The sequence below is a fragment of the Koromonas soli genome (assembly GCF_059726265.1).
Genome location: NZ_AP040872.1, coordinates 1805711 through 1830494, shown reverse-complemented (window position 1 = coordinate 1830494; position 24784 = coordinate 1805711). Strand labels below are relative to the sequence as shown.

At 56.4% G+C, this 24784-nt stretch carries 25 protein-coding genes and 1 tRNA gene; 10 read left to right on the top strand and 16 right to left on the bottom strand.

Features of this window, described 5'->3' with window-relative positions; translation table 11 throughout:
* The first annotated feature begins 24 nt into the window (after positions 1 to 24).
* The 6 genes from AC6IY8_RS07985 to AC6IY8_RS07960 all read left to right on the top strand — a co-directional run bounded on the left by AC6IY8_RS07985 (position 25) and on the right by AC6IY8_RS07960 (position 5511).
* Positions 25 to 1338, top strand: coding sequence for an MFS transporter (locus AC6IY8_RS07985; protein WP_497778262.1), 1314 nt, complete (start codon positions 25 to 27; stop codon positions 1336 to 1338).
* A gap of 70 nt (positions 1339 to 1408) precedes the next feature.
* Positions 1409 to 1492 (top strand) — tRNA-Leu (locus AC6IY8_RS07980).
* A gap of 217 nt (positions 1493 to 1709) precedes the next feature.
* Positions 1710 to 2297 carry a prepilin-type N-terminal cleavage/methylation domain-containing protein gene (locus AC6IY8_RS07975; RefSeq protein ID WP_497778261.1) on the top strand — a complete coding sequence of 196 codons (588 nt, stop codon included), beginning with the start codon at positions 1710 to 1712 and terminating at the stop codon, positions 2295 to 2297.
* 4 nt (positions 2298 to 2301) lie between these two features.
* Complete coding sequence (locus tag AC6IY8_RS07970) at positions 2302 to 2886, top strand: type IV pilus modification PilV family protein (RefSeq protein ID WP_497778260.1); 585 nt, start codon at positions 2302 to 2304, stop codon at positions 2884 to 2886.
* A 19-nt stretch (positions 2887 to 2905) separates the two neighbouring features.
* Complete coding sequence (locus tag AC6IY8_RS07965; RefSeq protein ID WP_497778259.1) at positions 2906 to 3961, top strand: PilW family protein; 1056 nt, start codon at positions 2906 to 2908, stop codon at positions 3959 to 3961.
* Between the two features lie 23 nt (positions 3962 to 3984).
* Positions 3985 to 5511 (top strand): DUF7305 domain-containing protein, encoded by a 1527-nt coding sequence (locus tag AC6IY8_RS07960; RefSeq protein WP_497778258.1) that lies wholly within the window; start codon positions 3985 to 3987, stop codon positions 5509 to 5511.
* Between the two features lie 53 nt (positions 5512 to 5564).
* On the opposite strand, the gene serB is transcribed toward AC6IY8_RS07960, so the two are convergent.
* Complete coding sequence (serB, locus tag AC6IY8_RS07955) at positions 5565 to 6320, bottom strand: phosphoserine phosphatase SerB (protein ID WP_497778257.1); 756 nt, start codon at positions 6318 to 6320, stop codon at positions 5565 to 5567.
* A 447-nt stretch (positions 6321 to 6767) separates the two neighbouring features.
* Here serB and AC6IY8_RS07950 point away from each other — a divergent pair, with 447 nt between their 5' ends.
* From AC6IY8_RS07950 to AC6IY8_RS07940, 3 genes are all read left to right on the top strand, one after another.
* Positions 6768 to 7946: a pyridoxal-phosphate-dependent aminotransferase family protein gene (locus AC6IY8_RS07950; protein ID WP_497778256.1), complete on the top strand. Its 1179-nt coding sequence runs from the start codon at positions 6768 to 6770 to the stop codon at positions 7944 to 7946.
* Positions 7943 to 9511: a phosphoglycerate dehydrogenase gene (gene serA / locus AC6IY8_RS07945; protein WP_497778255.1), complete on the top strand. Its 1569-nt coding sequence runs from the start codon at positions 7943 to 7945 to the stop codon at positions 9509 to 9511. Before AC6IY8_RS07950 ends, serA begins: the two co-directional genes overlap by 4 nt.
* A gap of 116 nt (positions 9512 to 9627) precedes the next feature.
* On the top strand, positions 9628 to 10809 hold the full coding sequence (locus tag AC6IY8_RS07940; protein ID WP_497778254.1) for a ribonuclease D: 1182 nt from the start codon (positions 9628 to 9630) through the stop codon (positions 10807 to 10809).
* A gap of 28 nt (positions 10810 to 10837) precedes the next feature.
* Here the strand turns inward: AC6IY8_RS07940 and AC6IY8_RS07935 are convergent, their stop codons facing one another.
* On the bottom strand, positions 10838 to 11107 hold the full coding sequence (locus tag AC6IY8_RS07935) for a hypothetical protein (protein ID WP_497778253.1): 270 nt from the start codon (positions 11105 to 11107) through the stop codon (positions 10838 to 10840).
* 302 nt (positions 11108 to 11409) lie between these two features.
* On the opposite strand from AC6IY8_RS07935, the gene AC6IY8_RS07930 reads away from it, so the two are divergent.
* Complete coding sequence (locus tag AC6IY8_RS07930; protein ID WP_497778252.1) at positions 11410 to 11772, top strand: HesB/IscA family protein; 363 nt, start codon at positions 11410 to 11412, stop codon at positions 11770 to 11772.
* Between the two features lie 64 nt (positions 11773 to 11836).
* Here the strand turns inward: AC6IY8_RS07930 and AC6IY8_RS07925 are convergent, their stop codons facing one another.
* The 14 genes from AC6IY8_RS07925 to AC6IY8_RS07860 all read right to left on the bottom strand — a co-directional run bounded on the left by AC6IY8_RS07925 (position 11837) and on the right by AC6IY8_RS07860 (position 24697).
* Positions 11837 to 12745: a pilus assembly FimT family protein gene (locus AC6IY8_RS07925; protein ID WP_497778251.1), complete on the bottom strand. Its 909-nt coding sequence runs from the start codon at positions 12743 to 12745 to the stop codon at positions 11837 to 11839.
* Positions 12746 to 12751: 6 nt separating this feature from the next.
* A complete protein-coding gene (locus tag AC6IY8_RS07920; protein ID WP_497778250.1) occupies positions 12752 to 13321 on the bottom strand; it encodes a hypothetical protein in 570 nt (189 codons plus the stop codon).
* The gene (locus AC6IY8_RS07915; protein ID WP_497778249.1) at positions 13318 to 13869 is read right to left on the bottom strand and encodes a GspMb/PilO family protein; all 552 of its coding nucleotides are present in this window, start codon (positions 13867 to 13869) and stop codon (positions 13318 to 13320) included. The genes AC6IY8_RS07920 and AC6IY8_RS07915 overlap by 4 nt, the downstream gene beginning before the upstream one ends.
* Positions 13866 to 14528 (bottom strand): PilN domain-containing protein, encoded by a 663-nt coding sequence (locus tag AC6IY8_RS07910; protein ID WP_497778248.1) that lies wholly within the window; start codon positions 14526 to 14528, stop codon positions 13866 to 13868. The genes AC6IY8_RS07915 and AC6IY8_RS07910 overlap by 4 nt, the downstream gene beginning before the upstream one ends.
* Positions 14529 to 14547: 19 nt before the next feature.
* Entirely contained in the window at positions 14548 to 15429 is an 882-nt protein-coding gene (pilM, locus tag AC6IY8_RS07905) for a type IV pilus biogenesis protein PilM (RefSeq protein ID WP_497778247.1), read from the bottom strand.
* A complete protein-coding gene (locus tag AC6IY8_RS07900; RefSeq protein ID WP_497778246.1) occupies positions 15429 to 17069 on the bottom strand; it encodes a GspE/PulE family protein in 1641 nt (546 codons plus the stop codon). Before AC6IY8_RS07900 ends, pilM begins: the two co-directional genes overlap by 1 nt.
* 76 nt (positions 17070 to 17145) lie before the next feature.
* A complete protein-coding gene (locus tag AC6IY8_RS07895; protein WP_497778245.1) occupies positions 17146 to 18348 on the bottom strand; it encodes a type II secretion system F family protein in 1203 nt (400 codons plus the stop codon).
* Positions 18349 to 18491: 143 nt separating this feature from the next.
* Positions 18492 to 19163 carry a LolA family protein gene (locus AC6IY8_RS07890; protein ID WP_497778244.1) on the bottom strand — a complete coding sequence of 224 codons (672 nt, stop codon included), beginning with the start codon at positions 19161 to 19163 and terminating at the stop codon, positions 18492 to 18494.
* Complete coding sequence (locus tag AC6IY8_RS07885; protein WP_497778243.1) at positions 19160 to 20101, bottom strand: tetratricopeptide repeat protein; 942 nt, start codon at positions 20099 to 20101, stop codon at positions 19160 to 19162. Before AC6IY8_RS07885 ends, AC6IY8_RS07890 begins: the two co-directional genes overlap by 4 nt.
* Positions 20098 to 20877, bottom strand: a complete 780-nt coding sequence (locus AC6IY8_RS07880; protein WP_497778242.1) for an ABC transporter permease — start codon at positions 20875 to 20877, stop codon at positions 20098 to 20100. The genes AC6IY8_RS07885 and AC6IY8_RS07880 overlap by 4 nt, the downstream gene beginning before the upstream one ends.
* Positions 20874 to 21737, bottom strand: a complete 864-nt coding sequence (locus tag AC6IY8_RS07875) for an ABC transporter ATP-binding protein (RefSeq protein WP_497778241.1) — start codon at positions 21735 to 21737, stop codon at positions 20874 to 20876. Before AC6IY8_RS07875 ends, AC6IY8_RS07880 begins: the two co-directional genes overlap by 4 nt.
* Positions 21738 to 21912: 175 nt before the next feature.
* Positions 21913 to 22404, bottom strand: coding sequence for a prepilin-type N-terminal cleavage/methylation domain-containing protein (locus tag AC6IY8_RS07870; protein ID WP_497778240.1), 492 nt, complete (start codon positions 22402 to 22404; stop codon positions 21913 to 21915).
* 216 nt (positions 22405 to 22620) lie between these two features.
* On the bottom strand, positions 22621 to 23112 hold the full coding sequence (locus AC6IY8_RS07865) for a prepilin-type N-terminal cleavage/methylation domain-containing protein (RefSeq protein ID WP_497778239.1): 492 nt from the start codon (positions 23110 to 23112) through the stop codon (positions 22621 to 22623).
* A 307-nt stretch (positions 23113 to 23419) separates the two neighbouring features.
* The gene (locus AC6IY8_RS07860) at positions 23420 to 24697 is read right to left on the bottom strand and encodes a M16 family metallopeptidase (RefSeq protein WP_497778238.1); all 1278 of its coding nucleotides are present in this window, start codon (positions 24695 to 24697) and stop codon (positions 23420 to 23422) included.
* Between the last annotated feature and the right edge of the window lie 87 nt (positions 24698 to 24784).

Below are 24784 nucleotides of genomic sequence, written 5' to 3'. Positions count from 1 at the left end.
ACTTCTCTGAATCAGGAGCATACGGTGGCCGAGCGAGCGATACCCTTTCCGCAGATTCCTGCAAGAACAAAGCTGAGCCGCGACCAGATTACCGGGTTCTGGGCCGCCTGGGGCGGCTGGACACTGGATGGCATGGATTCGTTCATCTATGCGCTGGTACTGGCACCGGCGCTGACGGAGCTGCTGCCGAAATCGGGCATTGCCAATACTCCGGGGAATGTGGGGCTGGCAGGCTCGATCCTATTTGCATTGTTCCTGATCGGATGGGGATTGTCGTTCATCTGGGGGCCGATTGCGGATCGCTACGGTCGAACGCGCGTGCTGGCAGGAACGATCCTCGTGTATGGACTGTTTACCGGAGCGGCGGCACTATCGCAGAACGTGTATCAGCTTGCAGTGTTTCGCCTGATCGCGGGAATGGGCATCGGCGGCGAATGGGCGTTGGCTGGAACCTATGTGGCCGAGGCATGGCCCGAGGACCGACGCAAGATGGGGGCAGGGTATCTGCAGACTGGGTATTATGCGGGATTCTTTCTGGCGGCGGCGCTGAACTTCACCGTGGGAGCGCACTACGGGTGGCGCGCGATGTTCTGGTGCGGACTGTCGCCAGTAATCCTCTCGGTGCTGATCATGCTGCGCGTCAACGAACCGGAGCGATGGAAGCGAGTGGCCGAGCATTCGCAAGTGCAGCCGATTCGGAAGCGGTCTCCGCTGTGGATGATCTTCAGCGGCCACTATCGCCGTCGCACGCTGGTGAACACCGCGCTGCTGACGGTGGCAATCATCGGGCTGTGGGCTGGCGCCGTGTATGAGCCGACGGCAATCATCTTCCTGGCGAAGAAGGCTGGCATGGCGGCACCCCAGGCGGCAAAAATGGCGTCGTTTGGCACGGCCCTGCTCTCGATCGGAACGATTTTGGGCTGCCTCTCGGTACCTCCGTTGGCGGAGCGACTGGGACGTAAAGCGACTCTCGCAATATTTTTCGCTGGAATGGGATTGAGCATCCTGCTGAGCTTCGGATGGGCTTTCTATCTGCACAACGCGCTGTACCCGTTTATTGCGGCGCTCTTCGTGCTGGGATTCTTCGGCGGAAACTTCACGATGTTCAGCTTGTGGCTGCCGGAACAGTACGACACGACGGTGCGCGCTACGGCCTTCTCGTTTGCAACGTCGTTTGGGAGATTCCTCGGCGCAGGTGTGAACTTCCTGCTGGGTGCGATGGTGCGAAACATGGGGACACTCGGGAAGCCGGTCGCGCTAACGGCAATCGCATTCGGCATTGGGCTGCTGTTGATTCCCTTGGGCCATGAGACGAAGGGCGACGTCCTGCCAAATTGATGGGCGCTGGAGTTGAACCACGCGCATGTGGCACAATGGTGTTCTCGTTGTGCTTGCCACCCACAAGTGTGCGGGGATGGTGAAATGGCAGACACACTAGCCTTAGGAGCTAGCGCCGCAAGGCATGGGGGTTCAAGTCCCCCTCCCCGCACCATATTCATCCTCGTTCTATAAGCCTCTCCCAATCAGTACATATTCACTCAGGTCAAATCTCCTTCTACGTCACCAAAATGCCAGATATTCAGTAATGTTTGTATCTGGACCTTGGTAACGTGACTAACGGCTTCGTTTACTTCATCATAGGCAGGATGACTTAGGTCTGTGGCAGCGGGTCGCGCATCTGGCGTATGAAATTCAAGAGGAGAAGGTGAGTGCTGACTGGCGCTAATAGATCGAAGAATCCGCAGAGCAGGGGCTTCACTCTGCTGGAACTGATGATCGCGGTGGCGATCATCTGCACCGCCGGAGTAATCAGCTATCCCTATCTCAGGACAACTTTGCGGACATACAGAATCGCGGGAGATGCGAAAAGGATCGCGAGCCAGATTGCCTTGGCACGCATGCGTTCCGCGGGCGACTACAACCGCGAGCAAGTGTCTATCAACGTGACCGCGAACACATTTCACATCAACGTCTGCGATAAGACGCTCGGTACGTTCACCAACGAGACGGGCACGGACATTCCACTCTCGGCTGGCATTAGGTTCGGATATGGAAGCATCACTGTCCCCACTCCCAACCAGAGCACCATTTCGCAAAGCACGACTGTGACGTTCAATTCGCGAGGAATTCCAATTACGCTTGCGAGCAACTGCATCAGCAGCGCCACACCCACCCCATCCAGTGCTATTTACCTCTCGGATACGAGCGGCTTGTATTACGCAATTGCGGTGAATAATACTGGAAAGATTGACATTTATAGATACACGGGTTCCGCCTGGATCGCGACAGGGTACTAATTGTATGAACTCAACGCAGGCTCTGGCCGTTTGTGACGATGGACGTAAGTTGCTGAATAAGCGATCGGCTGCGGGTTTCACGCTGATCGAGACCGTGGCGGCGTGTGCGATTCTGACGATTGCGATGGCAGGCGTGGCTGCACTGTTTGCCTCGACGTTCAAAATGAACTTCTGGCAAGGCGACACGAGCACGCGAACCGTGGAATACGCCCAGGACAAAATGGAGTCGCTGCTGGCGCTTCAGTATGCAAACACCTCGGCAAACACCACGGTTTGGCCATATTGCGACCCGACCGTATACCTGCCGGGAACTTCAACGCCAGCCTGCTTGCCTACGGTGAATCTCACGGGGTTGTCGCCCGGGGGATCTTCAGACCCTAATAACCCGGCGACCGGATATCACGACTATCTGACCGCTGCTGGTGATGTCCAGACAAACGCAACCAATGCCGCATATATTCGCGTCTGGAGCATCGTGCAAAACGGCAGTGGGAACCTGAAGACAATCACCGTGACAGCGAAGAGCCTCAGCAAATCAACGCTTCCGGTTCAGACGACGTTGGTTTGCATCAAGACCAAGTCGAACTAAACGGATTGTGAGAATTGGAATGCGACATAGAGATGTGAGAATACATCGCGCAAACGAGAGTGGGTTTACCCTGCTGGAATTGATGTTTGCTCTTGGACTCATGCTGGTATTGTCGAGCGCGGCATTTCTCACCATGAACCAGCACCAGAAGGTTTACGTCGCAAATTCGAATAATTCAACCATGTACACGTCCGTTCGCAGCGCTGCGGAGTTGATAGCCCAGGAAATCGGACAGGCAGGCGCCCTGTGCGGCACCGACAACAATGGTTGCTTTCACACGAGCGTGAGCAACGGAGTTTCCAGCGCTGTAGCTGGCAGTAACCTGCTTAAGTTGAATTCCACATTGGGACTATTTCCTGGAGAGAAGCTAACGATCTTGGCTGATTCCGGTGCGAACCAGGAAGTGGTGCAGATTGCGGCCGTTGCTGGTGCGATCAACACAGGTACCGGGTGGGTCACCCTCAAAAATGTCATGTCGTTCAGCCACGCGGCTACTGCGGTGGTCCTGGGGCAGGGGGTCTTCGCGCAAGGAGTCATGACTCCCGGGTATCCCAATGACCCGCTCAATCCCACACCAACTCAAGGTTCTACAGCGACGAAATTGAAGTTGTTTGGTGACGTCAACGGAGACGGCACCCTTTCCTACGTGGAATATCAATGCAACTTCGTCAATGGAGGCGTGGGTACTCTGACACGCAAGAGCGTAGCGGTGAATCTGTTGTCCACCACTCAAATGGATCTGAGTGGTGTTGCCGCGGATGTGCTGGTTGACAACCTTATTTGGAAGGCACCGAGCGGCTATGTGGTTTCGAGCACAAATCCGCAGTATTGCTTTCAGTACACGACGTATTCAGTTCCTGCGACGGACGGAATCACCTACACCACGAGTACACAGATTCAGTTGTTGATCAGTGTGCAGAGCCCCAACCCTGATCCTCAAACACATCAGTATGGCCAATTGACCAAGTCATTCCTGCAGCTTAGTCCCAGAAACGTTGTGACGGCGTATAACTTGGCCTCCATCAATTCAACCGACTCACTTCAGCCAACGCCTTTGAGCATTCCCTTGAACTAGGAAGCCAGAGAGGACGATGAATCATGGCGCGCACGAATAAATCGAAGAAATCGGAACGCGGAGTAGCGCTGATCATTGCACTGATTGTCGTATTCATGTTTTCGGCGCTCGCTGCCGGAATGATGCTTACGAATCAAACAGATATCAGCACCCTAGCGAATTACCGCTTCGTAACCCAGGCCCGTTTTACCGCTGAAGCTGGAGCTCAGACGGCAGCGAACTGGTTCATGTACTCTCTTCCAACTCCGACGAGCGCCGGCACACTCAACATCTCAACGTCTCCGGTCACTACCGCTTCCGGAACTCCAGTCGTCATCTACGGAAATGCGAGCGATGGAACCAGCACGTACCCTGATTCGACGCTGGTAACCTCATTTCAAACAATGATGACGAACCTGAACAATGGGACACTCAATGGCGGCACCCTGATGTCCGGAGCAAAGGTGAAGGTGCTTGCGACACTGCTTAGTATGCAGCAAGTTCCGAACAGCTTATCGGGAACTGTGTTTGTGCAGACCTGGGAGATTCAATCGACGGGCTCGGTTCAGGCTACAAAACCAGTGCAGGTGAAAGTGATCGAGCGAGTACAGCAAGGGACTGCTCCCGCGCTTGGAAATGCGGTTTTCGCAACCGCAGGTGGATGCAACGCACTGCTGTTTGGCGGTAACTTCGCGACGGACAGCTACAACTCTCTGCTCGGCTATTTAGCCTCCAAGAACACAGCCTCGGGCGGAAACGTAGGTTCGAACGGAAATCTCGACATCGGCGGCAGCGCGCAGGTGGGCGGAAATTACTACAGTCCGTTGACCGGCGTTGGAACATGCACCAGTGGATCGCCGGACGCTTTTAGTGGAAACATCAGCGCCGTGAACCAGATTGTAACTTTGGCCTCACCAGTTAACTATCCTCCCCCGAGCACACCGAATCCATTGCCTCCGACCGACCAATCGTATGCGCTCGACGCAGACAACACAGGTTGCCCCGGCAATATGCCTGCTGGCGTATGCACAAGCACGACAACCGGATCAGGCAAAAGCGCGAAAACCACGTACTATCTAGGGGCGGACTCGAACCAGCCGTATGGCGACCTTACTGTAAATAGTGGAACGACGGTTCACCTGACGGCCCCCGCTGGCAGCACGTACTACATGGACAACTTGGTTGCAAACAACGGCACGATCATTATTGACCACCCACCGATCTATATACAGGTGACGAGCACAACCTCTGCTTCGCTGCCGTTTGACTTCACGGGAAACTATACGAAGGCCGACGGTACAACACCCGAATATCTAACTGTTCTCTACGGCGGAACGGCTCCAGTCCAGAGACTGAATGGAAATAACAGCTTCTACGGTGTGTTGTACGCGCCGAATGCCGACCTTAGTGTTCAAGTGAATGGCGGTTTTGACTGGTACGGCGCAATCGTTGCGAAATCCGTAACCTTTGCTAAGGGCAATGCCAACGTGCACTACGACGTCAACCTGTCGAAGACATACCAGGTACCGGGTAGCTGGAGTGTGACGTCATTCACGTGGACGAAGTACTAGACTCGCATGCCAGAACCGAGATTCGCCCGGCAACGCGCCGGGCGTTTTCTTGTTCAACTCCTGTTGAGCAGGTGTGCGAGCGCGTTGAGGCCGCAGTAGTTGAGGCGGAAGGCGGCGGAGGCGCGCACGATGGGCTTGGCGTGATAGGCGACTCCGGTGCCGGCGAGGGCGAGCATTGGCAGGTCGTTGGCACCATCGCCGACAGCGACTGCTTCGGCGAGCGGAACGTGCTCGCGTTCGGCAACATCACGCAGCGCGGCGGCTTTACGCTGGCCGTCAACGATTTCCATGGCGAGGCGGCCCGTGAGTGTGCCATCCGCGATCTCAAGTTCGTTGGCGAAGAGGTAGTCGAAGCCGAGGTTGTGTTGCAGGTAGGCTCCGAAAAACGTGAAACCGCCGGACAGGATTGCGGTCTTCGCACCTGCGGCTTTCAGTTTGCGCATCAGGCTCTCAAGGCCTTCGCCCAGTGCGATTTGGTCTTTGAGCGCGTGGATGCGATCTTCGCGAATGCCGCGGAGCAGGGTTACCCGCCGGGTGAGGCTGGTGCGGAAATCGATCTCGCCTCGCATAGCTGAAGCCGTGATGGCCGAGACCTCATCCTTCTTGCCAGCCAAGCCCGCAAGTTCATCTATGATTTCCGCCTGGATCAAGGTGGAGTCCATGTCAAAGACGAAGAGGCGGCGAGGAGTGTGAAAGAGTTGTTCGGATTCGACAAACAGGTCTAGTTTCTCTCGTTCCGCACCTTCGCGCAGGTGCTCGAGCGATTCTGCCGTGAGCGGTGCATGCGACTCGGCCCAGACTCGCTGCATCCAAACATCAGGGCCATCAAGCAAAGTGACTTGGCAGGGCTTCAGCGAAAGACCGCGAGTTTCCGCGCTCGAAAGAAATGATTGAGCGCGCTCGTCGTTCCATTCCCTGGCGAGGAGTGTAAAGACGTAAGTGGATGACATTCGCGGTGGCCGCCTTAGAAATGGGTTTCCTTTGAGGAATAGCACTTTGTTAGAATTCGGTTCAAGCTCATCTTCCCGGACGAGCGCACTTCAGGCGATTGCGCGGAGTTTTCTCTTGCTGAACGTTACGCCCAAAGCGCAGAGTTGCCAGCGATCATGGTCAGGCCGCGTCTCGGCGCGATCGTGAACGATTTCGAGCAGTAGGGTCCCCGCAAAGTTTATGATATGGCATTCAGCACTGGTTTGCTGAACGCGCATTCCTCTTTCCACTGCGGCACGCCGCACATCCCCTTTGGAGAATGCTTCATGTTCCGTAAGACGCGTCTATTTACCCCGGGCCCCACGCCACTTCTTCCTGCTGCGCAATTTGCAATGGCTGCTGCTGATCTGCATCATCGCACGGCGGAGTTCCGCGCGTTGTATCTGAAAGTGCTCGCGCAATTGAAGACATTTATTGGCACAAAGAATGATGTGGTGGTGCTGGCCTCATCGGGTACAGGCGCAATGGAGGCGACGGTAAGCAATCTGACGAGCCCCGGCGACAAGGTCCTGGTGCTGAGCGCAGGAAAGTTCGGCGAGCGCTGGGTGTCGCTGGCGAAAGCGTTCCAGTGCGAGTCGGTGGTGATCTCGAAGCCCTATGGGCAGACATTTTCGATCAAGGAAGTGCAGGCCGCGCTGACTCCGGACGTGAAAGCCGTATTTGTGCAGGCCACGGAGACTTCGACCGGTGTGCGTCATGATGTGGGCGCGCTGGGACGTCTGTTGAAAGGAACGGATACGCTGCTGGTTGTGGATGCCATCACCGGCCTGGGAACGACAAAGTTCGACGTAGATGGCGATGGCATTGACGTGATCATCGGCGGCTCGCAGAAGGCGTTGATGATTCCTCCGGGACTTGCGTATCTGGCTGTGAGCGACCGTGCGTGGGCGCGCATGGAGACGAGCAAGCAGCCGCGTTATTACTTCGATCTGCGCAAGGAGAGGAAGTCGGCGGCGAAGGGCGAGAGCGCGTACACGCCGGCAGTGGCGCTGATTGCGGCCATGGGAGCGGCGCTCGAATACCTGGAACAGCAGGGAGAGGGCGATCTTGCGAAGGGGCGCGACCTGCTCGTACAGAATGCCGAACTGAGTGCGTTGTGCATGCGTACGGCGGTGGAAGCAATGGGATTGGGACTGTTCTCTTGCGCGCATTCGGCGGCGGTGACGGCCATCAAGGCTCCGGAGGGTGTTTCTTCGAGCGACCTGGTCAAGGGGTTCAAGAAAGAGTTTGCAGGAGTGCTGTCGGATGGGCAGGGTGAGATGAAAGGGGAGATCCTGCGCATTGCGCACATCGGATTCCTCGACTATCTCGATTGCGTTGCAATTATTGCGGGCCTGGAGCAGGTGCTGTCGCAGTTGAAACCTGGTAGCTTCCAGCTTGGAGACGGACTTCGCGCGGCGCAACAGGTCTATGCGGAAGCGCGCGAGAACGGAGCAAAACATTGAAGATCGTCGTAGCCGAAAAGATTGCCGGGGCCGCGATGAAAGTGCTGGAGGCGATTCCTAACAGCACGGTTATCACTCCTGAACAGTTCGCGCTCGATCCTACGGCGGCGGTTTCGGACGCCGATGCCCTGATCGTGCGCTCGGCAGTGCAGGCCGACGCGGCACTGATCGACGCCGCACGAAACATCAGAGTCATTGGCCGCGCTGGCGTTGGTGTGGACAACATCGATGTCGAGGTTGCAACGAGGCGAGGCATCGTTGTGATGAATGCGCCGGGTGCGAGCGCGATCTCCGTAGCGGAGTTGACGCTCGGATTGATGCTCGCAATGGCCAGGCATATTCCGCGTGCGGACGAGACGACGCGTTCGGGGAAGTGGGAGAAGAAAAGCCTGCAGGGCACCGAACTCGCGGGCAAGACGCTGGGCATTATTGGGCTGGGCAGGATTGGCACGGAGACTGCGCAGCGAGCACGCGCATTTGGGATGAAGGTCGTGGGCAGCGATCCGTATCTGTCCCCGGCGCGCGCTAAGGAACTGGGCATTGAGCTGATTTCGACGGATGCGCTCTATGCGCATGCAGACTACATCTCGCTGCACCTCGCTCTAACGCACCAGACGGCCGGAATGATCGATGCCGAGGCGATCGCAAAGATGAAGCCCGGTGTGCGGCTTGTGAATTGTGCGCGTGGTGAGCTGGTGGACGAGGCTGCCGTAGTGTCGGCATTGCGCTCGGGGCACATCGCTTCAGCGGCGCTGGATGTTTTCTGCGAAGAGCCAACCCACAACACAGCGCTGCTTGGTGCGCCGAACCTGATCGCGACTCCGCACATTGGTGCCTCGACAAAGGAAGGGCAGGAGGCGGTCGGGATTCAGATTGCAAAGCAGGTTCGGGATTACCTGCTGCAAGGAATTGCTCAGAACGCGGTGAATCTGCCATCGCTTTCGGATGTGGAGTACAAGCAGATCAAGCCGTACATGGCTCTGGCTGGCAAGCTGGGAAGATTCGCGGCGCAGTTGTTTGCCTCAAACCTGGCCGAAATCGACGTGAAGTTCGAAGGCGAGATCGGGGCGTGGAAGACGCAACTGATTCGCAGCGCAGCGGTTGCGGCGATCCTACAGTCCGATAGCGACGAGCCCACGAATATCATCAATGCGCAGGCTGCGGCCGAGGAGCGCGGCGTAGTGGTTCGAGAGACGCGCGATGAGCCGAATGCACGCATTAACCAGATAAACCTGAAACTCAGCGGTCCAACGGGTTCGGTGGAGTGCAGTGGGACGATTGTTCATGGGGCGTCCCCGCGGCTCGTTCATCTGAACGGCATCGATATCGAATCGCACATGGAGGGCAACTACATCGTGGTGCACAATCTCGATGCGCCCGGCGTGGTTGGATCCATCGGTACGTTGCTGGGCAAGCGGAATATCAACATCGCTCGCCTGTCACTGGGACGCGAAGGGAAGCAGGCGCTAGCCATCGTCGAAATCGATGAGAACGTACCGGCCGACGCGCTGGGTGAATTGCGCAAAGTGCCGGGTGTTCAAAGCGTCGCGAGCGTGAAGGTCTAGCAGATCGATCAAGTGCGAGGCTGAGAATGTCGGTTATGGAACCGACATTCTCTCCGGTGTCTCTGGTCAGCAGAGCGGTTCATCTTTTAGAATTGAGATCGGGCGCTCATCTCGTAATGTCAACGGACAAACCTATCTACGTCGATACAGCCGAGAAGTTTCAAACTCTGCTTGGTCAGCTCTCTTCGCAACAGGTCATAGGCCTCGATACGGAGTTCATCTCCGAGGGCCGTTATGAGCCAGAGCTCTGCCTGGTTCAACTCTCAACTGCTGACGCGATCTACATTGTCGATCCCATAGCTTTGCATGACCTGCGGCCGATGTGGCAGTTGCTGGCATCGCCTGAACGCGAGGTCGTAACCGTCGCTGCACGACAGGAGATCAAGTTCTGCGCAAAGGGCGCCGGAATCGCGCCTGCATGTGTGCTTGACCTGCAGATTGCCGCGGGATTGCTCGGCTACGGCTATCCGCTGTCGCACACGAATCTATGCCTGCGCGTCATCAACGCAAAGGTGAACGGCGGAGAAAGTTTCACCGATTGGCGCAAGCGCCCACTGCGTCCCATGCAGTTGGAATACGCTGCCGACGATGTGCGGCATCTGCTGCCGATGCGCGAAAAGCTATTGGCGCGCGCGCAGAAGATGAACCGCACGAGCTGGATTCGCGGTGAATGCGATCGTCTGACCAAGGCCGTGATGCGTGAGGATGAACGCTGGAGAATCTCGGGCAGCGCGCGCTTGAGCCGACGTCAGCTTGCTGTGCTGCGGGAAGTGTGGCGCTGGCGCGATCACCAGGCAAGCAGCCTGAACGTCCCGGTGGCACGCGTGCTTGGTGATAGCATGCTGATTGAGGTTGCGCGAAGATCTCCGGCGACGGTGGAAGATCTGTTCTCGATTCGTGGACTCGACAGCCGGTTGCTGCGCAAAGCGGAGCAGGATGTTGTAGATGCGGTGCAGCAGGCACGTGCACTCCCTGATTCGGAGCTGCCCAACAACGAGCGGCGTGACGATCCTCCGCAGGTGGCGGTGCTGACGAAGCTATTGTCGGTAGCGGTTGGAAATCTTGCGGCAGAGGCTGAGGTCGATACCGCTCTGCTGGCTACGACGAGCGACATCCAGGAATTTGTTCGCTGGTTCTTGAACAAGAATGAAGTGCCGCAGCCAGAGGTGTTGGAGGGATGGCGCGGCGAAATTCTTCGAGAGCCTTTGATCGGTTTCCTGGAAGGGAAGAGGGTGGTCCGGGTCGGGAACGTGCGGCGTCCCAACCCGCTTGTGTTCGAGTCATTCTCCAAAGAATGATCGCCCTGTGCGATGGTGCACTGAGTCGCTAGACTCTATTCCATCCACGCCACACCCAGAGGCCTACCATCAGCAGCACGAGCAATCCGCTCGATGCGCCAAGGATGTTCACGAAGGGACGCACACGGTTCATTCGCGCCATCACCTCTTTTTGCTCGCGCTCAAGATGCGATTCTGAGCTGTCGAGGAAAAGTTGATCGTCCTCATGCATGGAGAGCGCGCTGCGGTAGATCAGCAGAACAACGAGCACTGTTGTCAGCACGGCCCACACAACCATCATCACGGACATCGGTTCCATACCTGTCACCACCTAACGGCGCTCGGCGCCTGAATGGGGTAGATTCACCGTGCCTTCGCGTAGGCGAAAGCGCCGGAGTGGATGGCATTATAAGCACAGTTTTAGCCCCTGTTTGCTGAAATATATTTCGCGCTGCTGCTCTGGATTATGGCAACCGGCGTAATTTTATCGGCATCATCGGCCGGATTTTTGCGACCGCCCGGCAGTGCTTGCATCCAACAGGGTAGCGGCATTCACTCTGGCGCGGGTGTCGCCTGCGCTGGCCGATTTGCTATAATCAGGTTTGCGAGGAGAACAATTCAATGTCGACCACCACAACCACCCCGGGAGTCAAGACCGCTCCTCTTACCCTAACTCCAGCAGCTATCAGCAAGGTCAAGGAGATCATGGCTCAGCAGACCCCGGTTCCGACTGGCCTGCGCGTGGGCGTTGTCGGCGGCGGCTGCTCTGGATTCTCGTACAGCATGCAGTTTGAGAATGGCGCCGGAGCCATGGACAAGACTTTTGAGTTCGACGGCCTGAAGGTTTTCGTTGACGCGACTTCGCTCATGTACCTGCAGGGCGCAAGCGTTGACTACATCGAGACGCTGGAAGGCGCAGGCTTCAAGTTCGAGAACCCGAATGTGAAGAGCACCTGCGGTTGCGGATCTTCGTTCAACGTGTAGTTTGTATGATGTGAATGCAAAAACCCCGTCTTCGCGACGGGGTTTTTCATTGCTCGGAAATAGTCTAGGGAGTCGCAACCGGAGTAGTTGCCGAAGGACTTGAGGGCGTTGCCGACGTCGGAGAACCAGGGCCTGAGCTCGTGCCCGGCTTGTTGGAGTTATTCAGGCCGGAATTGGCAGCACCGATGAACATCTTGGGATTGTAAGGTCCGGTGATCAGCGCATTGCCGACATCCTGGGTGGGCACGTAGATGAAGAACCATTCGTTGTACTTGTTCTTGTCGCCGAAGGAGTGAATGCCCTCGGCTTTCGATTTGCTCACCACGCCCAGCATGTCTCCGCCGCCAAGTACCTGGTTGGTAGCGTTACCCGTGCCAGTTGCGTTGGTGCTGCCGCTCGTACTCGTGTCTTGGGAGCCGGTGTCGCCTCCCGAAGTGGAGCCTGAGTTCGTGCTGGATGTGGACCCAGCGACGGTTCCGTCCGCGTTCTGTCCGGTTCCGAGCTGGCTTCCTGTGCCACTCAGAGGATTCGTCGCGTTCAGGCCCCCTCCGAATGCAGAGCTTGTTGGAGTGCCCAATGCATTGTTCCCAGCTCCGCCCGCGATGGAGCCGACATTGGCGCTAGCGATTCCGGGCAGTTTGATATCGGTTGCGTGGGCGATCTTCCATGTGCCGTCGGGCGACATGGGATCTTTGTAGCGCTTGCGCAGGAATCGGATCTTGTTTGTGTCTTCCAACTGCTCGACGGTCGTGGGGTAACGTCCGAACTTCTTGTAGTAGCGTTTTACAGCGCGTGCGTATTGCTCGCCACGATGGATCATCTCAACTTCGCGGTCGCGCTGGATGCTGCGCCGGTATTCGCGTGCTACCTGCAGCATGGTGATGGTCAGCACAGCCACGGCGAGCATGAGCACTAGCAACATGTATCCGGACTCTTTTTGCCGGAAGCTCTGACGCCGCATCCTGATCTTCATGAACTTCTATCCCTGCGTAAGCGGAATGCTCTGGCGATTGTTGTTGAGAAGGTCCTCGACCTCGACATTGTTCGGGGAAATACGAACGATCTTGTAGCGTCGGTTGACGACGTCTCCCTCATGCGCGATCCAAACGTCGTCGCCCTGAGCGAGGAAGACTGAGGGTTTCTCTCCTCGAGTGTTGGTCAGCCCAAAATACTTCAGGTTGATGGGCGGGGGCGGAGGAGGAATGTTGACGTTGTTCACCGGAGTTGCGGTCTTCGGTTGGTAGGGCGGAACAACCGGGCGCTCAATAGGAACGAACGTACGGAAGATATTCTTGCCGTTACCCTGGTATCGGACGTTCTCCGAGTTTGCAAGAAGATCGAGACGCAGGCGTGGATCGAGCGTTTCCATCGGCTTTGAGGCGGCGCTTCCAGCTCGGGTTGGAGCGGAGGCGGGTGCAGCCGTAGTCGGAGAAGATGCGGGCGCCGGCGAACGGCCCGGCATCAAGGTCCAGGTGACGACCAGAACGGCAAGAACGCAGAGCGCAATTGCCAGACGAACCTTGGTCTTGTTTTCGGCTCCGGTCTTCATGCCGCACTCCTGAGATACGTCGAGAGATGAACGGAGACGGTTAGCTGATCGCCCTTCATTCCACCGAAGCTGACCGCGTCAATCAGCAGTAGCATCTTCTGGCGTTCCACGTCATTGATGAAACGCATATCCTGATCGTATGTGCCGTGTACCTGGATAGTGATGCCGATGCTGTCATATCCCGCGGGAACGGTCTTCTCCGGCTTTCGCTCATCGTACTTCACGTTGGAGACGCCAACGCCAGACTCTCGGGCAAGCCGCGCGAGCTGCTCGGACATGGTGGAATAGCGCTGCGGCATACGCTCGCTGGTGAATGCAACTTCCTGCTCGCGAGTGTCGGCAATCTTCTTGTCCATTCCCATCGCCGGTAACGACACTTTGGCTTTCTCTATTTTTTCCAGGCGCAGGCGCTCGTACTCCTGCTGTCGTGCTGAGCGCGAACGTCCGGCGGGAGACATAAGGAGAGCGATGGCTGCTATGTCGAGCAGCACGAGTACAACAACAACACCCAACAACTGTGTACGAACGTCGCGGAGATCGCCGATCATTGCTTACCTCCCGTCTGCGTGACGTGTGCACCCGGATGCCCTGCGGCATCGGAATCAGCTACAGTGCGCGTCGTTACCTCGGAGGCAGGACGTGGCACATACATGGCGAGTAGCTGGAACTGGATAGTGTCGCTGCTCTCCTTATCAGGAGAGACTTCGCGCTCCTCGGTGATGCGGGCTTGCCGGAAGGAGGGTGACTGTTCCAATCGCTTTACCAGTTCCAGGGCGGCATCGCGCGAGGTGCCCGCGACCGTCAAATGAACCAGAACGGTGTTTTGCGGCTGCAACTCGGGCACGACCGAAACAACATGCAGGCGTGGCGGCATGATCTCTTCAAGCTGCATGAACACCCGCGTCCACGAGAATGATTTGCGCGCAATCAGGCTGTTCAAGAACTTTGAGTTCTCAACGACGGAAACGTTTTGCGGGCTGCGCAGCAGCGCACTTGCTTCTGCCTGCTGTCGGTCGAGTGCGGCAATTTCCGACCGCACCACGGCGATCCGTGCGTTTACGTCACGGGATTGACGCCAGGACGAAACTGCGTACGAGACCAGCGCAATGGTGGCAATCGCCAGCAACAGCACCAGTCCACCCCATTGCAGCAGCACGCGGCGGATATCCTGGTACGGCTTCGTCGCCAGATTGATGTTGAGTCGCACTGTTACGTTCCTCTTTCGTTTAAAGCAGCGCTCCGATGGCTCCAGCGTACTCGTTTCGCTGAGCGCCATCCACTGTTCCTCGCCCGATCAATTCTTTCACGGGGACTCCGGTTTGAGATTGCAGGGCCGAGCTGAACTCGTCCAGATCCTGCACTCCGCTTACAAGCAGCCGGTCGATCCCGACGCCATAGTTGTCTTGAAAGTAGACAAGCGAGGGGTAAATATCATCGGCCATTCGCTCTGCGGTAACCGAACCTGTGTCCGCGCCCTCGAGCGTGCGGAACAGTAGCAATTGGCCGTCGTTCACCACTGCAACCGAGGTGGAATCATGTGCGACTTTCAGCAACATGGTCGGACTGTCGTCATTGACCGCTCCCAGCGCGCCGAGGCTCGATGGCAACACCACTCCGGGCGAACAGCCAGCGGCGCGAAAAGCCGACTCATACTCTTCGAGCACATTGTGCAGGATGATCGTAGCCGCCACATGCAGACCGTTGGCAGTGGGCTGTGCGTCAAAGCTCACCTGCGCCTTCTCAACGTCGAAGGGCAGAGACTTGCGCAGACGGAAGCGCACGGCAGCGTCCGCTTCCTGGCGCCGCTCGGGCAGTGAATCGAAGTCAAGTATCGTGACACGTACGGCCGAGTCCGGCAAAACCGCGATTACATCTCCGCCACGTGCTCCGATTGCGGAGAGGACCTGCTCAATCGCTTCCGTCAGCGCGTGGGAGTCCTGCACATTTTGCCCATTGAGCGCTGGAGTCAGGACTCCGGAGGCCAACGACCGCGAGTGAATCGCCTCGATGGTGTTTAACTTTCCTTCCGAGCGAACCGCTGCCACCCCTTTCGGAGTGACTTCGCAGGCTATGTGAGGCAGGCGAATTGCGTTCTTTCTTTCTGTCATTATCGCGTTGACTCAATGAACGTGACTTTGTTGACTTCCTTGAGGGTCGTGATACCGGCCCTGATCTTGTCGAGCGCTGACTCGCGCAGGAAGTGCATACCTTCTTCGCGTGCCGCGCGACGAATTTCGGAACTGGGACGCCGCTCCAGGATGAGCTCACGAATATGGTCGGTCAAGTCGAGCAATTCGTGGATCGCGGTCCGGCCATGGAATCCGGTCCCGCCGCATTCCATGCAGCCCGGTCCCTCATAGAACGGCACGTCGCGCCACTCTTCCGGACGCAGGCCAGCCGCTTCGAGCTGCGCATCAGTGTAGCGCACCTGCTTCTTGCAATGCTCGCAGATGAGTCGCACGAGACGTTGGGCAAGAATGCAGTTGAGCGAGGACACGAAGTTGTACGGCTCCACGCCCATGTTGAGGAAGCGCCCGATGACATCCACCACGTTGTTTGCGTGCACAGTGGTGAAGACCAGGTGTCCGGTAAGAGCCGAGTTAATGGCGATCTGCGCTGTTTCCTGGTCGCGAATTTCGCCCACCATGATCTTGTCAGGGTCGTGACGCAGAATTGACCGGAGGCCGCGAGCGAAGGTCAGGCCCTTCTTCTCATTTACCGGAATCTGCGTGATGCCTCTGAGCTGGTATTCGACCGGATCTTCGATGGTGATGATCTTGTCTTCATCGGACTTGATCTCGTTGAGCGCGGCATAGAGCGTCGTCGTTTTGCCGGAGCCGGTGGGGCCGGTGACAAGCACCATGCCGTAGGGCTCCATGATGTACTGGCGGAACTTCTTCAGATCGTAATCGCTGAAGCCGACAACATCGAGCGTGAGCTTGTGGAACTTCTCGCTCATCGATTCCTTATCGAGCACGCGTAGCACGGCATCTTCGCCGTGAATGCTAGGCATGATCGAGACGCGGAAGTCGATGAAGCGCCCGTTGTAACGCACGCGGAAACGTCCGTCCTGCGGCACGCGACGCTCGGCGATGTCCAGCTCACTCATTACCTTGATACGCGAGATGATGGTCGAGTGATGTTCTTTCGCGATGGGCTTCATCGCCTCCTGCAGAACGCCGTCGATGCGGTACTTGATCACCACGGAGTCATCGCGCGTTTCCATGTGAATGTCACTGGCGCGGCGCTGCAGGGCTGTGAAGATCGTAGTATCCACCAGGCGAATGATCGGGCTGATGTCGCTTTCGGCGGTCAGCTTCTCAATCGAGATGGTCTCGTCGCCATTGCCCTCGTCATCGTGGATGACGTCGAGCGTGAATGTCTCGCCTGCCTCGTCGAGTACGCGCTGTGACTGTTCGGTCTTCTTCAGTACATCCGTGATCTCGGTCAGAGTTGCCACACGCGGAACGACCCGGCGGTTCAGCAATAGGCTGATTTCATCGATCACCATGAGCTGGCTCGGGTCGGCGACGGCGATGGCCAGACGCCCGTCCGGCAGTTCCTCGAGCGGGATGAAGTTGAAGCGGAACATCAGCTCAACTTTCACCTTGCGGAAGAGCTCATGCTGGATCTTGTGTCCCTTCAGCTCGATGTACTCGCAGCGATATCGCCGTGCAAGTTCGTGAGCACGCTTCTGCTCTTCATTAGCATCGGGGATCTGTTGTTCTACAAATAGCTGTTGTGACATAACCCTCTTAACTGCACTTACTGCTTTGAATTTCGCGCGCTGGTCGCGCGGCGCTGCCTCTGCCTACGTGTGTCGATTAGCCGGCGGTGAAGCTGAATATGGGCAGGTAAAGCGAAATCAGAATGAAGCCGACGACAATGCCCATGACCGCCAGAATCGCTGGTTCGATCAACGACATTGCCGCGGAGAGCGCCGACTGTACGTCTTCCTCGTAAAACTCCGCAACCGAACTGAGCATGGTAGGAAGAGCGCCTGTTGCTTCGCCGACCTCGACCATTTCAACCGCTAGGGCGGGGAAGACCTCGGTATGCTCAAGGCTTTGTGCCAGAGACTGTCCCTCGCGCACGCTCTTTGTCGATTCTTCGATGCCGCGCACGATTAGTCGGCTGGACATCGACTGCCCCGCGGTCTCCAGCGCCGTCACCAGCGGCAATCCACCAGAAAGCAGAGTGGACATCATGCGCGAGAAAACCGCGATCTGGTACCGCTGCCATATACTTCCGACCACTGGCAGATTGAGCTTGAACCTGTCGAGGGTCTCCGCCCCTGTCGTCGTTTGCGACCATCTTCTCAGCAGCAGGAAAGCCGCAACCAGAACTACCAGGATCAATGGCAACGAATGTTTGATCGACAGCGCCGTCGTGATCGTAAATTCGGTCATTGCAGGCAGTTTGTGACCGAGATCGGTGAACAGATCGGCAAACTTTGGAATCACGAACGTCACCAGCATGGTGATCAATCCAATGACGCCCAGAACCAGAATGACCGGATAGACCAGCGAAGCAAGCAACTTCTTCCGGAACGACAACGCCAGCCGTTGGAAAGACACGTAGCGCGAGAGCACTTCGTCGAGATTGCCGCTCTTCTCCCCGGCCATTAGCGTGGTGGAGTAGATCTTCGGAAAAGCGCCCTGCTTCTCGAAAGCTTCAGAGATCAGTTCGCCGCCCTTGGCCCTGTCGCGCACATCTTCGAGCAACATGCGGAAGTACTGGTTACGCTGTCGCTTCGATAGCAGATCCAGGGCCTGCACAATGGGCAGGCCGGCGCGAATGAGCGTCAGGAACTGTTGATTGAATATGACGAACTGTTCGAGGCTTACACGACGCCGTTGTGGCATCCGGATTTGGCCGCCAGAGATCAATCCGCGCGGTTTCACCCAGTAAACCAGGTACCCCGACTGCTGATAACGGTCTCGGATTTCTGCCGCAGAGAACCCGGCTTCGGCCCGTTCAAGAACCTTGCCGCGTTCATCAGCTGCGCGAACAACAAACTCGGCCATACGGTATCATCCACGGCCCGCACCGTGAGCGCGAGCCCGGCCCTCAGTGTAACACTATGAAACCTTAGGGATTGCTGTCCTGAGAACTTGGTTGGCATCCCACATAGGGTATCCGCAGAACTGGACTTAAAGTTTCAATGAATTCAGGGTTCCAACTGGTTAGTTTGTAGTACCTCTACTCCGGCAGGAGGCCGAAAACTGAACTCCGCGTCACGGATAACCAGGTTTTCCTTCTGATTCTCAAGGCGAAACTCGGTTTTACTGCCGTCGAGTTCGTCCATCACAATCCTCCGCAGATAGCCTTGGCCATCAGCTTCCAGCAACACTTGTGAGATGCGGTCTTCCATGCCCACGGGCACGCCACGAAGAACGATGTCTCCGGGGAACTCAGGGCGAACGTCCGGGGCCAGTGAAAGGCCGCGCAACTCCTTATCCAGCTTGGAACGGCCCAGAAGATAGCGGAGCGGCGAGCGGAGGTCGTCCAGCTTCTTCACAGAAGTGCGTCGTGCCTGTTGCTGCCCTGGAACATAGAACCATGCCGTGGAACCGTCAGTTACAAAGATCTTCTTCTGCGGAGAACTATAGTCCCAGCGCATTTTTCCCGGCTTCTTGATCCACAGCGTTCCGCTCTCGCTCCGCTTGATGCCTCCGCCCGAATATACCTCGGTGAAGTCGGCTCGAAGCGATTTCATATTGTTGTAGCGGGCGTCCACAGCAGAAGCGATGCTCCGGACGTCCCCCGGACGGGATTGTGCCAGGAGCGATGAACAAAGAGTTATCAGAAAGAGGATGAATGCGGTACTGAGTTTTTTCATAGAGGCTTCGACGCGTCGACGCCGCCTTTCATGGGCAGATCTTGAGGTTCTTTGCCCTCAGGCAGACCACGCGTAATGAAAGGGAACTGATCCGGGTGTGCGACTTCTACCCGCCCTCCTTGCAGTTGGTAAGGGCTATTCGCAGGATCTAGCGGAACACGGTGCAGCAGTCCGGCAGAGATCAATTCTGCCCAATTCGATGGCAGCCGCCCGGCTTGGCGAGTGAATTGATCGATCCGCTCCTGGAGAATTTTGACATCGTTATCTACGCGAAGGCAGCGCAGCCGTTTGATCGCGTTGGCTCGTAGGTTCGGGTCTTCGGTGTTGTTCAGGATGTTCGTCCACATGTAGTTTGCGGTTTCGGTTTCACCCGCATGCGCAAGTAAGGCGGCGGCCATCACCTTCATCCATGGATGCGCCCCGGGGACACGAGAGCCTCGCTCAAAGGCGTCGGCGGCCTTCGCAGGGTCCTTCAACTCTAGCCAATAGATGTAGCCGAGATCGTAATACAGCCGCCACTCCTGCGGATTCTGCCGTATGCCTTTCTCTACGAGGCGTGCGGCGGCCGCGGGATCACCTGCGCCCTCAGGCGGCGTTTGCGCCAAGAACACTGATCCGAACTGATAGGCGGGAAGGAGCTTGGGATCGAGAGTGGTGGTCATGTCCAACAGTGGCTCCAGAATTCGATATTCCTGAGCTCTGGCTTTGTGCTTGGAGCCAAAATACTGCACGACACGAGTCCAGTAGATGTCGGCCAGCAGGCCGGAGTAGCCGAGACTGAGGCGCTGTACGACTTTTGGCGAGGGAATGTAGAGCACTTCCTGCAGAGGTTGCGTGTCCCGGGTACGGTCAATCTGGCGCACTAGCAATACGCTTGCCGAAAGCAGAATCGCCAGCAGCACCGTGTAGCTCGCCTGCATTTGCGCGTTTCTGGTCATTTCAGGTTGCGACGCTCGAAAATCCAGACGGAGGCGGTAAGCACCGCGGCTGTATAAACGACAACGTAAATTGTATTCAGCAATATCAGCTTCGGATCGATCGCGACATCGTGAGCCACTCTGCTGATCACGTTCAGAGAAGCAAAGTTCGGGATGAGGTAAGCTGCGGCGGTCATGGCCCAACTGGTAAGGCCGCTGGCCATGTGAGCGAATCCGCGCAGGTCGTCTGCAAAGGTGCCTACGGCAAAAACAGCGAAGGCGAATATCGATGAGAACACCGGAGTCGAAAACGTCGAGAACAGCAGGGCCAATGCCGTGATCATTACGAACTGCAGCAGGATGAAATAGATTGCGGTCAACAGCTGAAGATCCACTCGACCCAGCCCACGCGATACATAAAGAACGGCGGCAAAGAATCCGATGCTCATCAGTAGGGCGTTCACCGTCAGAGTCATCACCAGGCCGAGAAACTTGCCGGTGATGAACTCCCATCGGCGCACGGGGCGAGCCGCCAGAACGGTGTACAAAGTCCGTTTCTCAATCTCCTTGGAGACTAGCCCGATACCGATGAAAATCGCGATTAGGATACCGAAGAGCGAGATCGCGGTCAGCCCGAGATTGATTAAGACGATTCGGTTGATGGCCATCGATATCTGGCCGACAAGAAGGGAAGCGCCGACGATGAGCAGAGCAAACAGAATCAGGTTATAGAGCACGCGGTCGCGTACCGCCTCGCGATAGGTGTTGTATGCAATAGCCCAAAGGCGAGCGATCATGCATGCACCTCGTGCGGGTTCGGCTGCGCAATGCGCGACAGGAAATAGTCCTCAAGCGTGGCGCGTACGGGTGTAACGCTTGTGAGGCGTGCGTGGTTATTGCGGAGAGCCTCCAGAGCCGAATCGAGCAAACGCTCCGGAAGAACGGCCCTCACGACATCTCCCGCGGCGTGGCATCGCGCACCAAGCGCCGACAGCGCCGGAATCGCCTGCGCTCCACTCCACACAACTTCTATATCGCCACTAACTTCACGGACTAAGTCCGCGACTACACCGACGCCCTTCAGTTCACCTTTATTCAGCACGGCCACTCGGTCGCAAAGGGTCTCGGCGTCACTCAGAATGTGCGTGGAGAAGAAGATGGTTTTTCCTTCCTCATTCAGCTCCTGTACGAGGTCGCGCACTTCGCGACGGCCAACCGGATCGAGCCCGCTCATAGGTTCATCGAGAATAATGATCTTCGGATCGTGAACAATCGCCTGCGCAATTCCCACCCGCTGCAGCATGCCTTTGGAGAACTTGCGCAGGGCGGTACTGCGGTTTTCTGCCATCCCTACGCGGGCGAGAGCCTTATCAATGTTCCGCTTGCGCTCGCGTGGGTCGACACCGCTTAGCCTTGAGTAATAGTCCAACAACTCCAGTGGAGTCAGATGATCATAGAAGTAGGGCTGCTCGGGCAGGAAGCCTATGTGTCGCTTAACTTCGATGTCGCTGATGTCACGCCCGAGAATGGTAGCGGTACCGCCGCTGGGAAACACAAGCCCAAGGAGCAGCTTGATCGTTGTAGTCTTTCCTGCTCCGTTTGGGCCAAGGCACCCAAAGACTTCGCCATCTTCGACGGACAGGGTTAGTGGCAGCAAACCTCGCTTCAGCTTGTTTGCAAAAAAACCAGTCCTGTAGGACTTCTCAAGTCCCTGTATTTCGATGGCAGACATTTGCCTGATTATAGAACGATTGCTCGGCCGAACAAGTTTCACAAGCAAAGCAAAAAGGAGCACCGGAGTGGTGCTCCTTTCGAAATTGCCTGAGCGTATGTTACTGAATCACGGTGCTGGATGCGGTGGCGGCGGCGTTCAGGTTGTAGCGGATCACGCCAGTCGAGTCGGAATAGAAGTACTTGTTTCCCGTCGTACCGGAGGTAACGGGCTGGCCTGTGAGCGTATATCCCAGATTGGCGTCGCTAGCCAAAGTAAACCAGTAGCCGCTCTTGCCAGAGGTGCTTGCGCTGGCATTTTCGACTGCGGAGTCGATCAAGCAAGCGTGAGTTGCGTCAGGAGTTCCAGGACAGACCGAAGCGGTTCCGCCGTCGCCCAACGCCAGAAGTGTGGTTGTATATCCTACGTTCGGATAGCTGGTCGAGAACGACACCTCGGCGGTGTTGATTGTGCGCACGGTGCCCACCGCAGAGGCTTCGTTCGCGGCGATACGCGACCGGAGCAGGTTCGGGATGGCGATTGCGGCGATGATCAGGATGATCGCGACAACGATGAGCAATTCAATCAGCGAGAAGCCTTTTTGTTTACGCATTTCTTCTTTTTCTCCGTCTGTCCATATAGAACAGTCTGTGTGACTAGTCTCAATCAAAGCAACTGTTTGGCCAAACTGTCTCATTCCCGTAGTGACGATAGTGAAGGGACGTAGGTTTCGGATCCGAAGCTAATAGTGGAAGCCATAGAACAATGAGGATCACGAAAAAGAAGGGAGCACCGGAGGTGCTCCCTTCGAAATTGCCTGAAGTGTACGTTACTGAATCACGGTGCTGGACGCGCTGGCGACAGAGTTCAGGTTGTAGCGGATCACGCCAGTCGAATCGGTATAGAAGTATTTGTTGCCAGTAGTACCTGCGGTTACCGGTTTGCCAAGAAGCGTGTACCCGAGGTTGGAATCTGAGGCCAAAGTGAACCAGTAGCCGCTCTTGCCAGAGGTGCTTGCGCTGGCATTTTCGACTGCGGAGTCGATCAAGCAAGCATGAGTCTGGTCGGGTGTCCCAGGGCAGACCGAGGCGGTTCCGCCATCGCCCAGCGCCAGCAGAGTGGTCGCATATCCAACATTAGGATAGCTGGTCGAGAAAGACACTTCGGCAGTGTTGATGGTACGCAGGGAGCCCACAGCGGAGGCTTCGTTCGCGGCAATACGCGACCGGAGCAGGTTCGGGATGGCGATTGCGGCGATGATCAGGATGATCGCGACAACGATGAGCAATTCAATCAGCGAGAAGCCTTTTTGTTTACGCATTTCTTCTTATTCTCCGTCTGTCCGAGTTGAACAGATCTGTGTCTGTCTACAGAGGTCTATGGCAACTCTCTTGCCATTGTGTTCCATCGCTCGTTATCCGAACGTGAGTGGGACATAAGCCAAGCAAAAGATTGTATTTGGAGGAGTGTGAAATAGAAGCGTGAGAGAGTGTCGGGGAGATGCAATTGAAAAGTCAACTTGTGGTTGACACAAAACGGCATCGTAAAATGACGAAAAGTGTCAACCAAGCTAGGGCTTTCACCGGGTAAAGGGGCAAGCACGAGTAGTACTCGCCCTTATACCGGCGTTAACACTCGATTTGGTCGCGAGAGATCTTCAGGCCGGTCAGGTTGCCGAGAATGGTTACTGCGATTCGATCGGAGATGAAAAACTCCTGCGCCACACGCTGCACGTCCTCTACGCGAACAGCCTCGATCTTATCCGTAATCTCGTTCATCCCGTAAAAACGGTCGTAGTACATTTCTTGTCTGGCTAGGTTGCTCATGCGCGCCATTGAGGATTCGAGGCTCAACATAAGGCTGCCCTTGAGTTGGGCCTTGGCGCGAAAAAGTTCCTCTCCCGTAACCGGTACTTCCTTTAGGTCGCGAAACTCCTTTAATACAGACTGCACAACCTTCGGTGCCGATTCCTTGGAGGTTCCTGCATAAACGGCCAGACAGCCAGTGTCGCGGTAAGGGTTTAGCTCGCTGAAGATCGAATAGACCAAGCCCTGCTTCTCGCGCACATTCTGGAAAAGCCGGGAGCTCATTCCCCCTCCGAGCAACGTGTTCAGAACGAAGGACGAGTATCGATTCTCATGCGAAATGGAATACGACGGCACGCCGATGCAGAGCTGAACCTGTTCCAGCGACTTCTTATTGCGCATGGAAATCCTGGCTGTCGCTTTCGGCGCGAGATCCTGCAATTCGCTAGTCACGGCGGGTAAATGCGAAAACTTCTTCGTGACCAATTCGAGGAAGGCGTCGTGATTCAGATTTCCGGCCGCCGCGATCACCATGTTGCCCGCATGGAAGCGCTGTTTGTAGTAGTCGAATAGCAGCGGAGGTGCGAACTTCTTCACCGTCTCGCGAGTACCCAGGATAGGACGTCCGAGCGGGTGATCCTTCCAGAAGCTTTGCACGAATATTTCGTGAACGAGATAGTCTGGATTGTCCTCATCCATCTTGATCTCTTCCATAATGACGCTACGTTCCTTCTTCACATCTGTGTCATTGAAAGACGGATTCAGCACGAGATCGGAAAGGACGTCCATAGCACTACCGAGGTGCTCGTCAAGGACTCGCACGTTGAAGCAGACACATTCTTTTGCGGTGAATGCGTCGAGATTGCCTCCAAATGAGTCCACTTCGCGCGCGATCATCTCTGCCGTGCGGCTTGTGGTGCCTTTAAAAACCATGTGTTCAGCGAAGTGAGAGATACCGTTCACTTCAGGTTCTTCATGCCTTGAGCCGGTTCGAATCCAGACACCAGCGGAAATCGAACGGATGTGGGGCATTTCCTCGGTGATAACGGTGAGTCCATTGGGCAGAACAGTCCTGCGTATATTCCGGAGTGATGCATTCATACTTTTTCCATCGTACATTGGGACCCCTTCCGGTCAAATGCCTCAAACTATTTGCACACGGCTGGAGATGCCGTCAGGACAGATTCC

Bases quoted from the DNA above. Each gene is read 5' to 3' on its own strand.
- AC6IY8_RS07970 (WP_497778260.1), top strand. From the start codon at position 2,302: ATGAACTCAACGCAGGCTCTGGCCGTTTGTGACGATGGACGTAAGTTG.
- AC6IY8_RS07965 (WP_497778259.1), top strand. From the start codon at position 2,906: ATGCGACATAGAGATGTGAGAATACATCGCGCAAACGAGAGTGGGTTT.
- AC6IY8_RS07960 (WP_497778258.1), top strand. From the start codon at position 3,985: ATGGCGCGCACGAATAAATCGAAGAAATCGGAACGCGGAGTAGCGCTG.
- serB (WP_497778257.1), bottom strand. From the start codon at position 6,320: ATGCAGCGAGTCTGGGCCGAGTCGCATGCACCGCTCACGGCAGAATCG.
- AC6IY8_RS07950 (WP_497778256.1), top strand. From the start codon at position 6,768: ATGTTCCGTAAGACGCGTCTATTTACCCCGGGCCCCACGCCACTTCTT.
- AC6IY8_RS07940 (WP_497778254.1), top strand. From the start codon at position 9,628: ATGTCAACGGACAAACCTATCTACGTCGATACAGCCGAGAAGTTTCAA.
- AC6IY8_RS07935 (WP_497778253.1), bottom strand. From the start codon at position 11,107: ATGGAACCGATGTCCGTGATGATGGTTGTGTGGGCCGTGCTGACAACA.
- AC6IY8_RS07930 (WP_497778252.1), top strand. From the start codon at position 11,410: ATGTCGACCACCACAACCACCCCGGGAGTCAAGACCGCTCCTCTTACC.
- AC6IY8_RS07925 (WP_497778251.1), bottom strand. From the start codon at position 12,745: ATGAAGATCAGGATGCGGCGTCAGAGCTTCCGGCAAAAAGAGTCCGGA.
- AC6IY8_RS07920 (WP_497778250.1), bottom strand. From the start codon at position 13,321: ATGAAGACCGGAGCCGAAAACAAGACCAAGGTTCGTCTGGCAATTGCG.
- AC6IY8_RS07915 (WP_497778249.1), bottom strand. From the start codon at position 13,869: ATGATCGGCGATCTCCGCGACGTTCGTACACAGTTGTTGGGTGTTGTT.
- pilM (WP_497778247.1), bottom strand. From the start codon at position 15,429: ATGACAGAAAGAAAGAACGCAATTCGCCTGCCTCACATAGCCTGCGAA.
- AC6IY8_RS07900 (WP_497778246.1), bottom strand. From the start codon at position 17,069: ATGTCACAACAGCTATTTGTAGAACAACAGATCCCCGATGCTAATGAA.
- AC6IY8_RS07895 (WP_497778245.1), bottom strand. From the start codon at position 18,348: ATGGCCGAGTTTGTTGTTCGCGCAGCTGATGAACGCGGCAAGGTTCTT.
- AC6IY8_RS07890 (WP_497778244.1), bottom strand. From the start codon at position 19,163: ATGAAAAAACTCAGTACCGCATTCATCCTCTTTCTGATAACTCTTTGT.
- AC6IY8_RS07885 (WP_497778243.1), bottom strand. From the start codon at position 20,101: ATGACCAGAAACGCGCAAATGCAGGCGAGCTACACGGTGCTGCTGGCG.
- AC6IY8_RS07880 (WP_497778242.1), bottom strand. From the start codon at position 20,877: ATGATCGCTCGCCTTTGGGCTATTGCATACAACACCTATCGCGAGGCG.
- AC6IY8_RS07870 (WP_497778240.1), bottom strand. From the start codon at position 22,404: ATGCGTAAACAAAAAGGCTTCTCGCTGATTGAATTGCTCATCGTTGTC.
- AC6IY8_RS07865 (WP_497778239.1), bottom strand. From the start codon at position 23,112: ATGCGTAAACAAAAAGGCTTCTCGCTGATTGAATTGCTCATCGTTGTC.
- AC6IY8_RS07860 (WP_497778238.1), bottom strand. From the start codon at position 24,697: ATGAATGCATCACTCCGGAATATACGCAGGACTGTTCTGCCCAATGGA.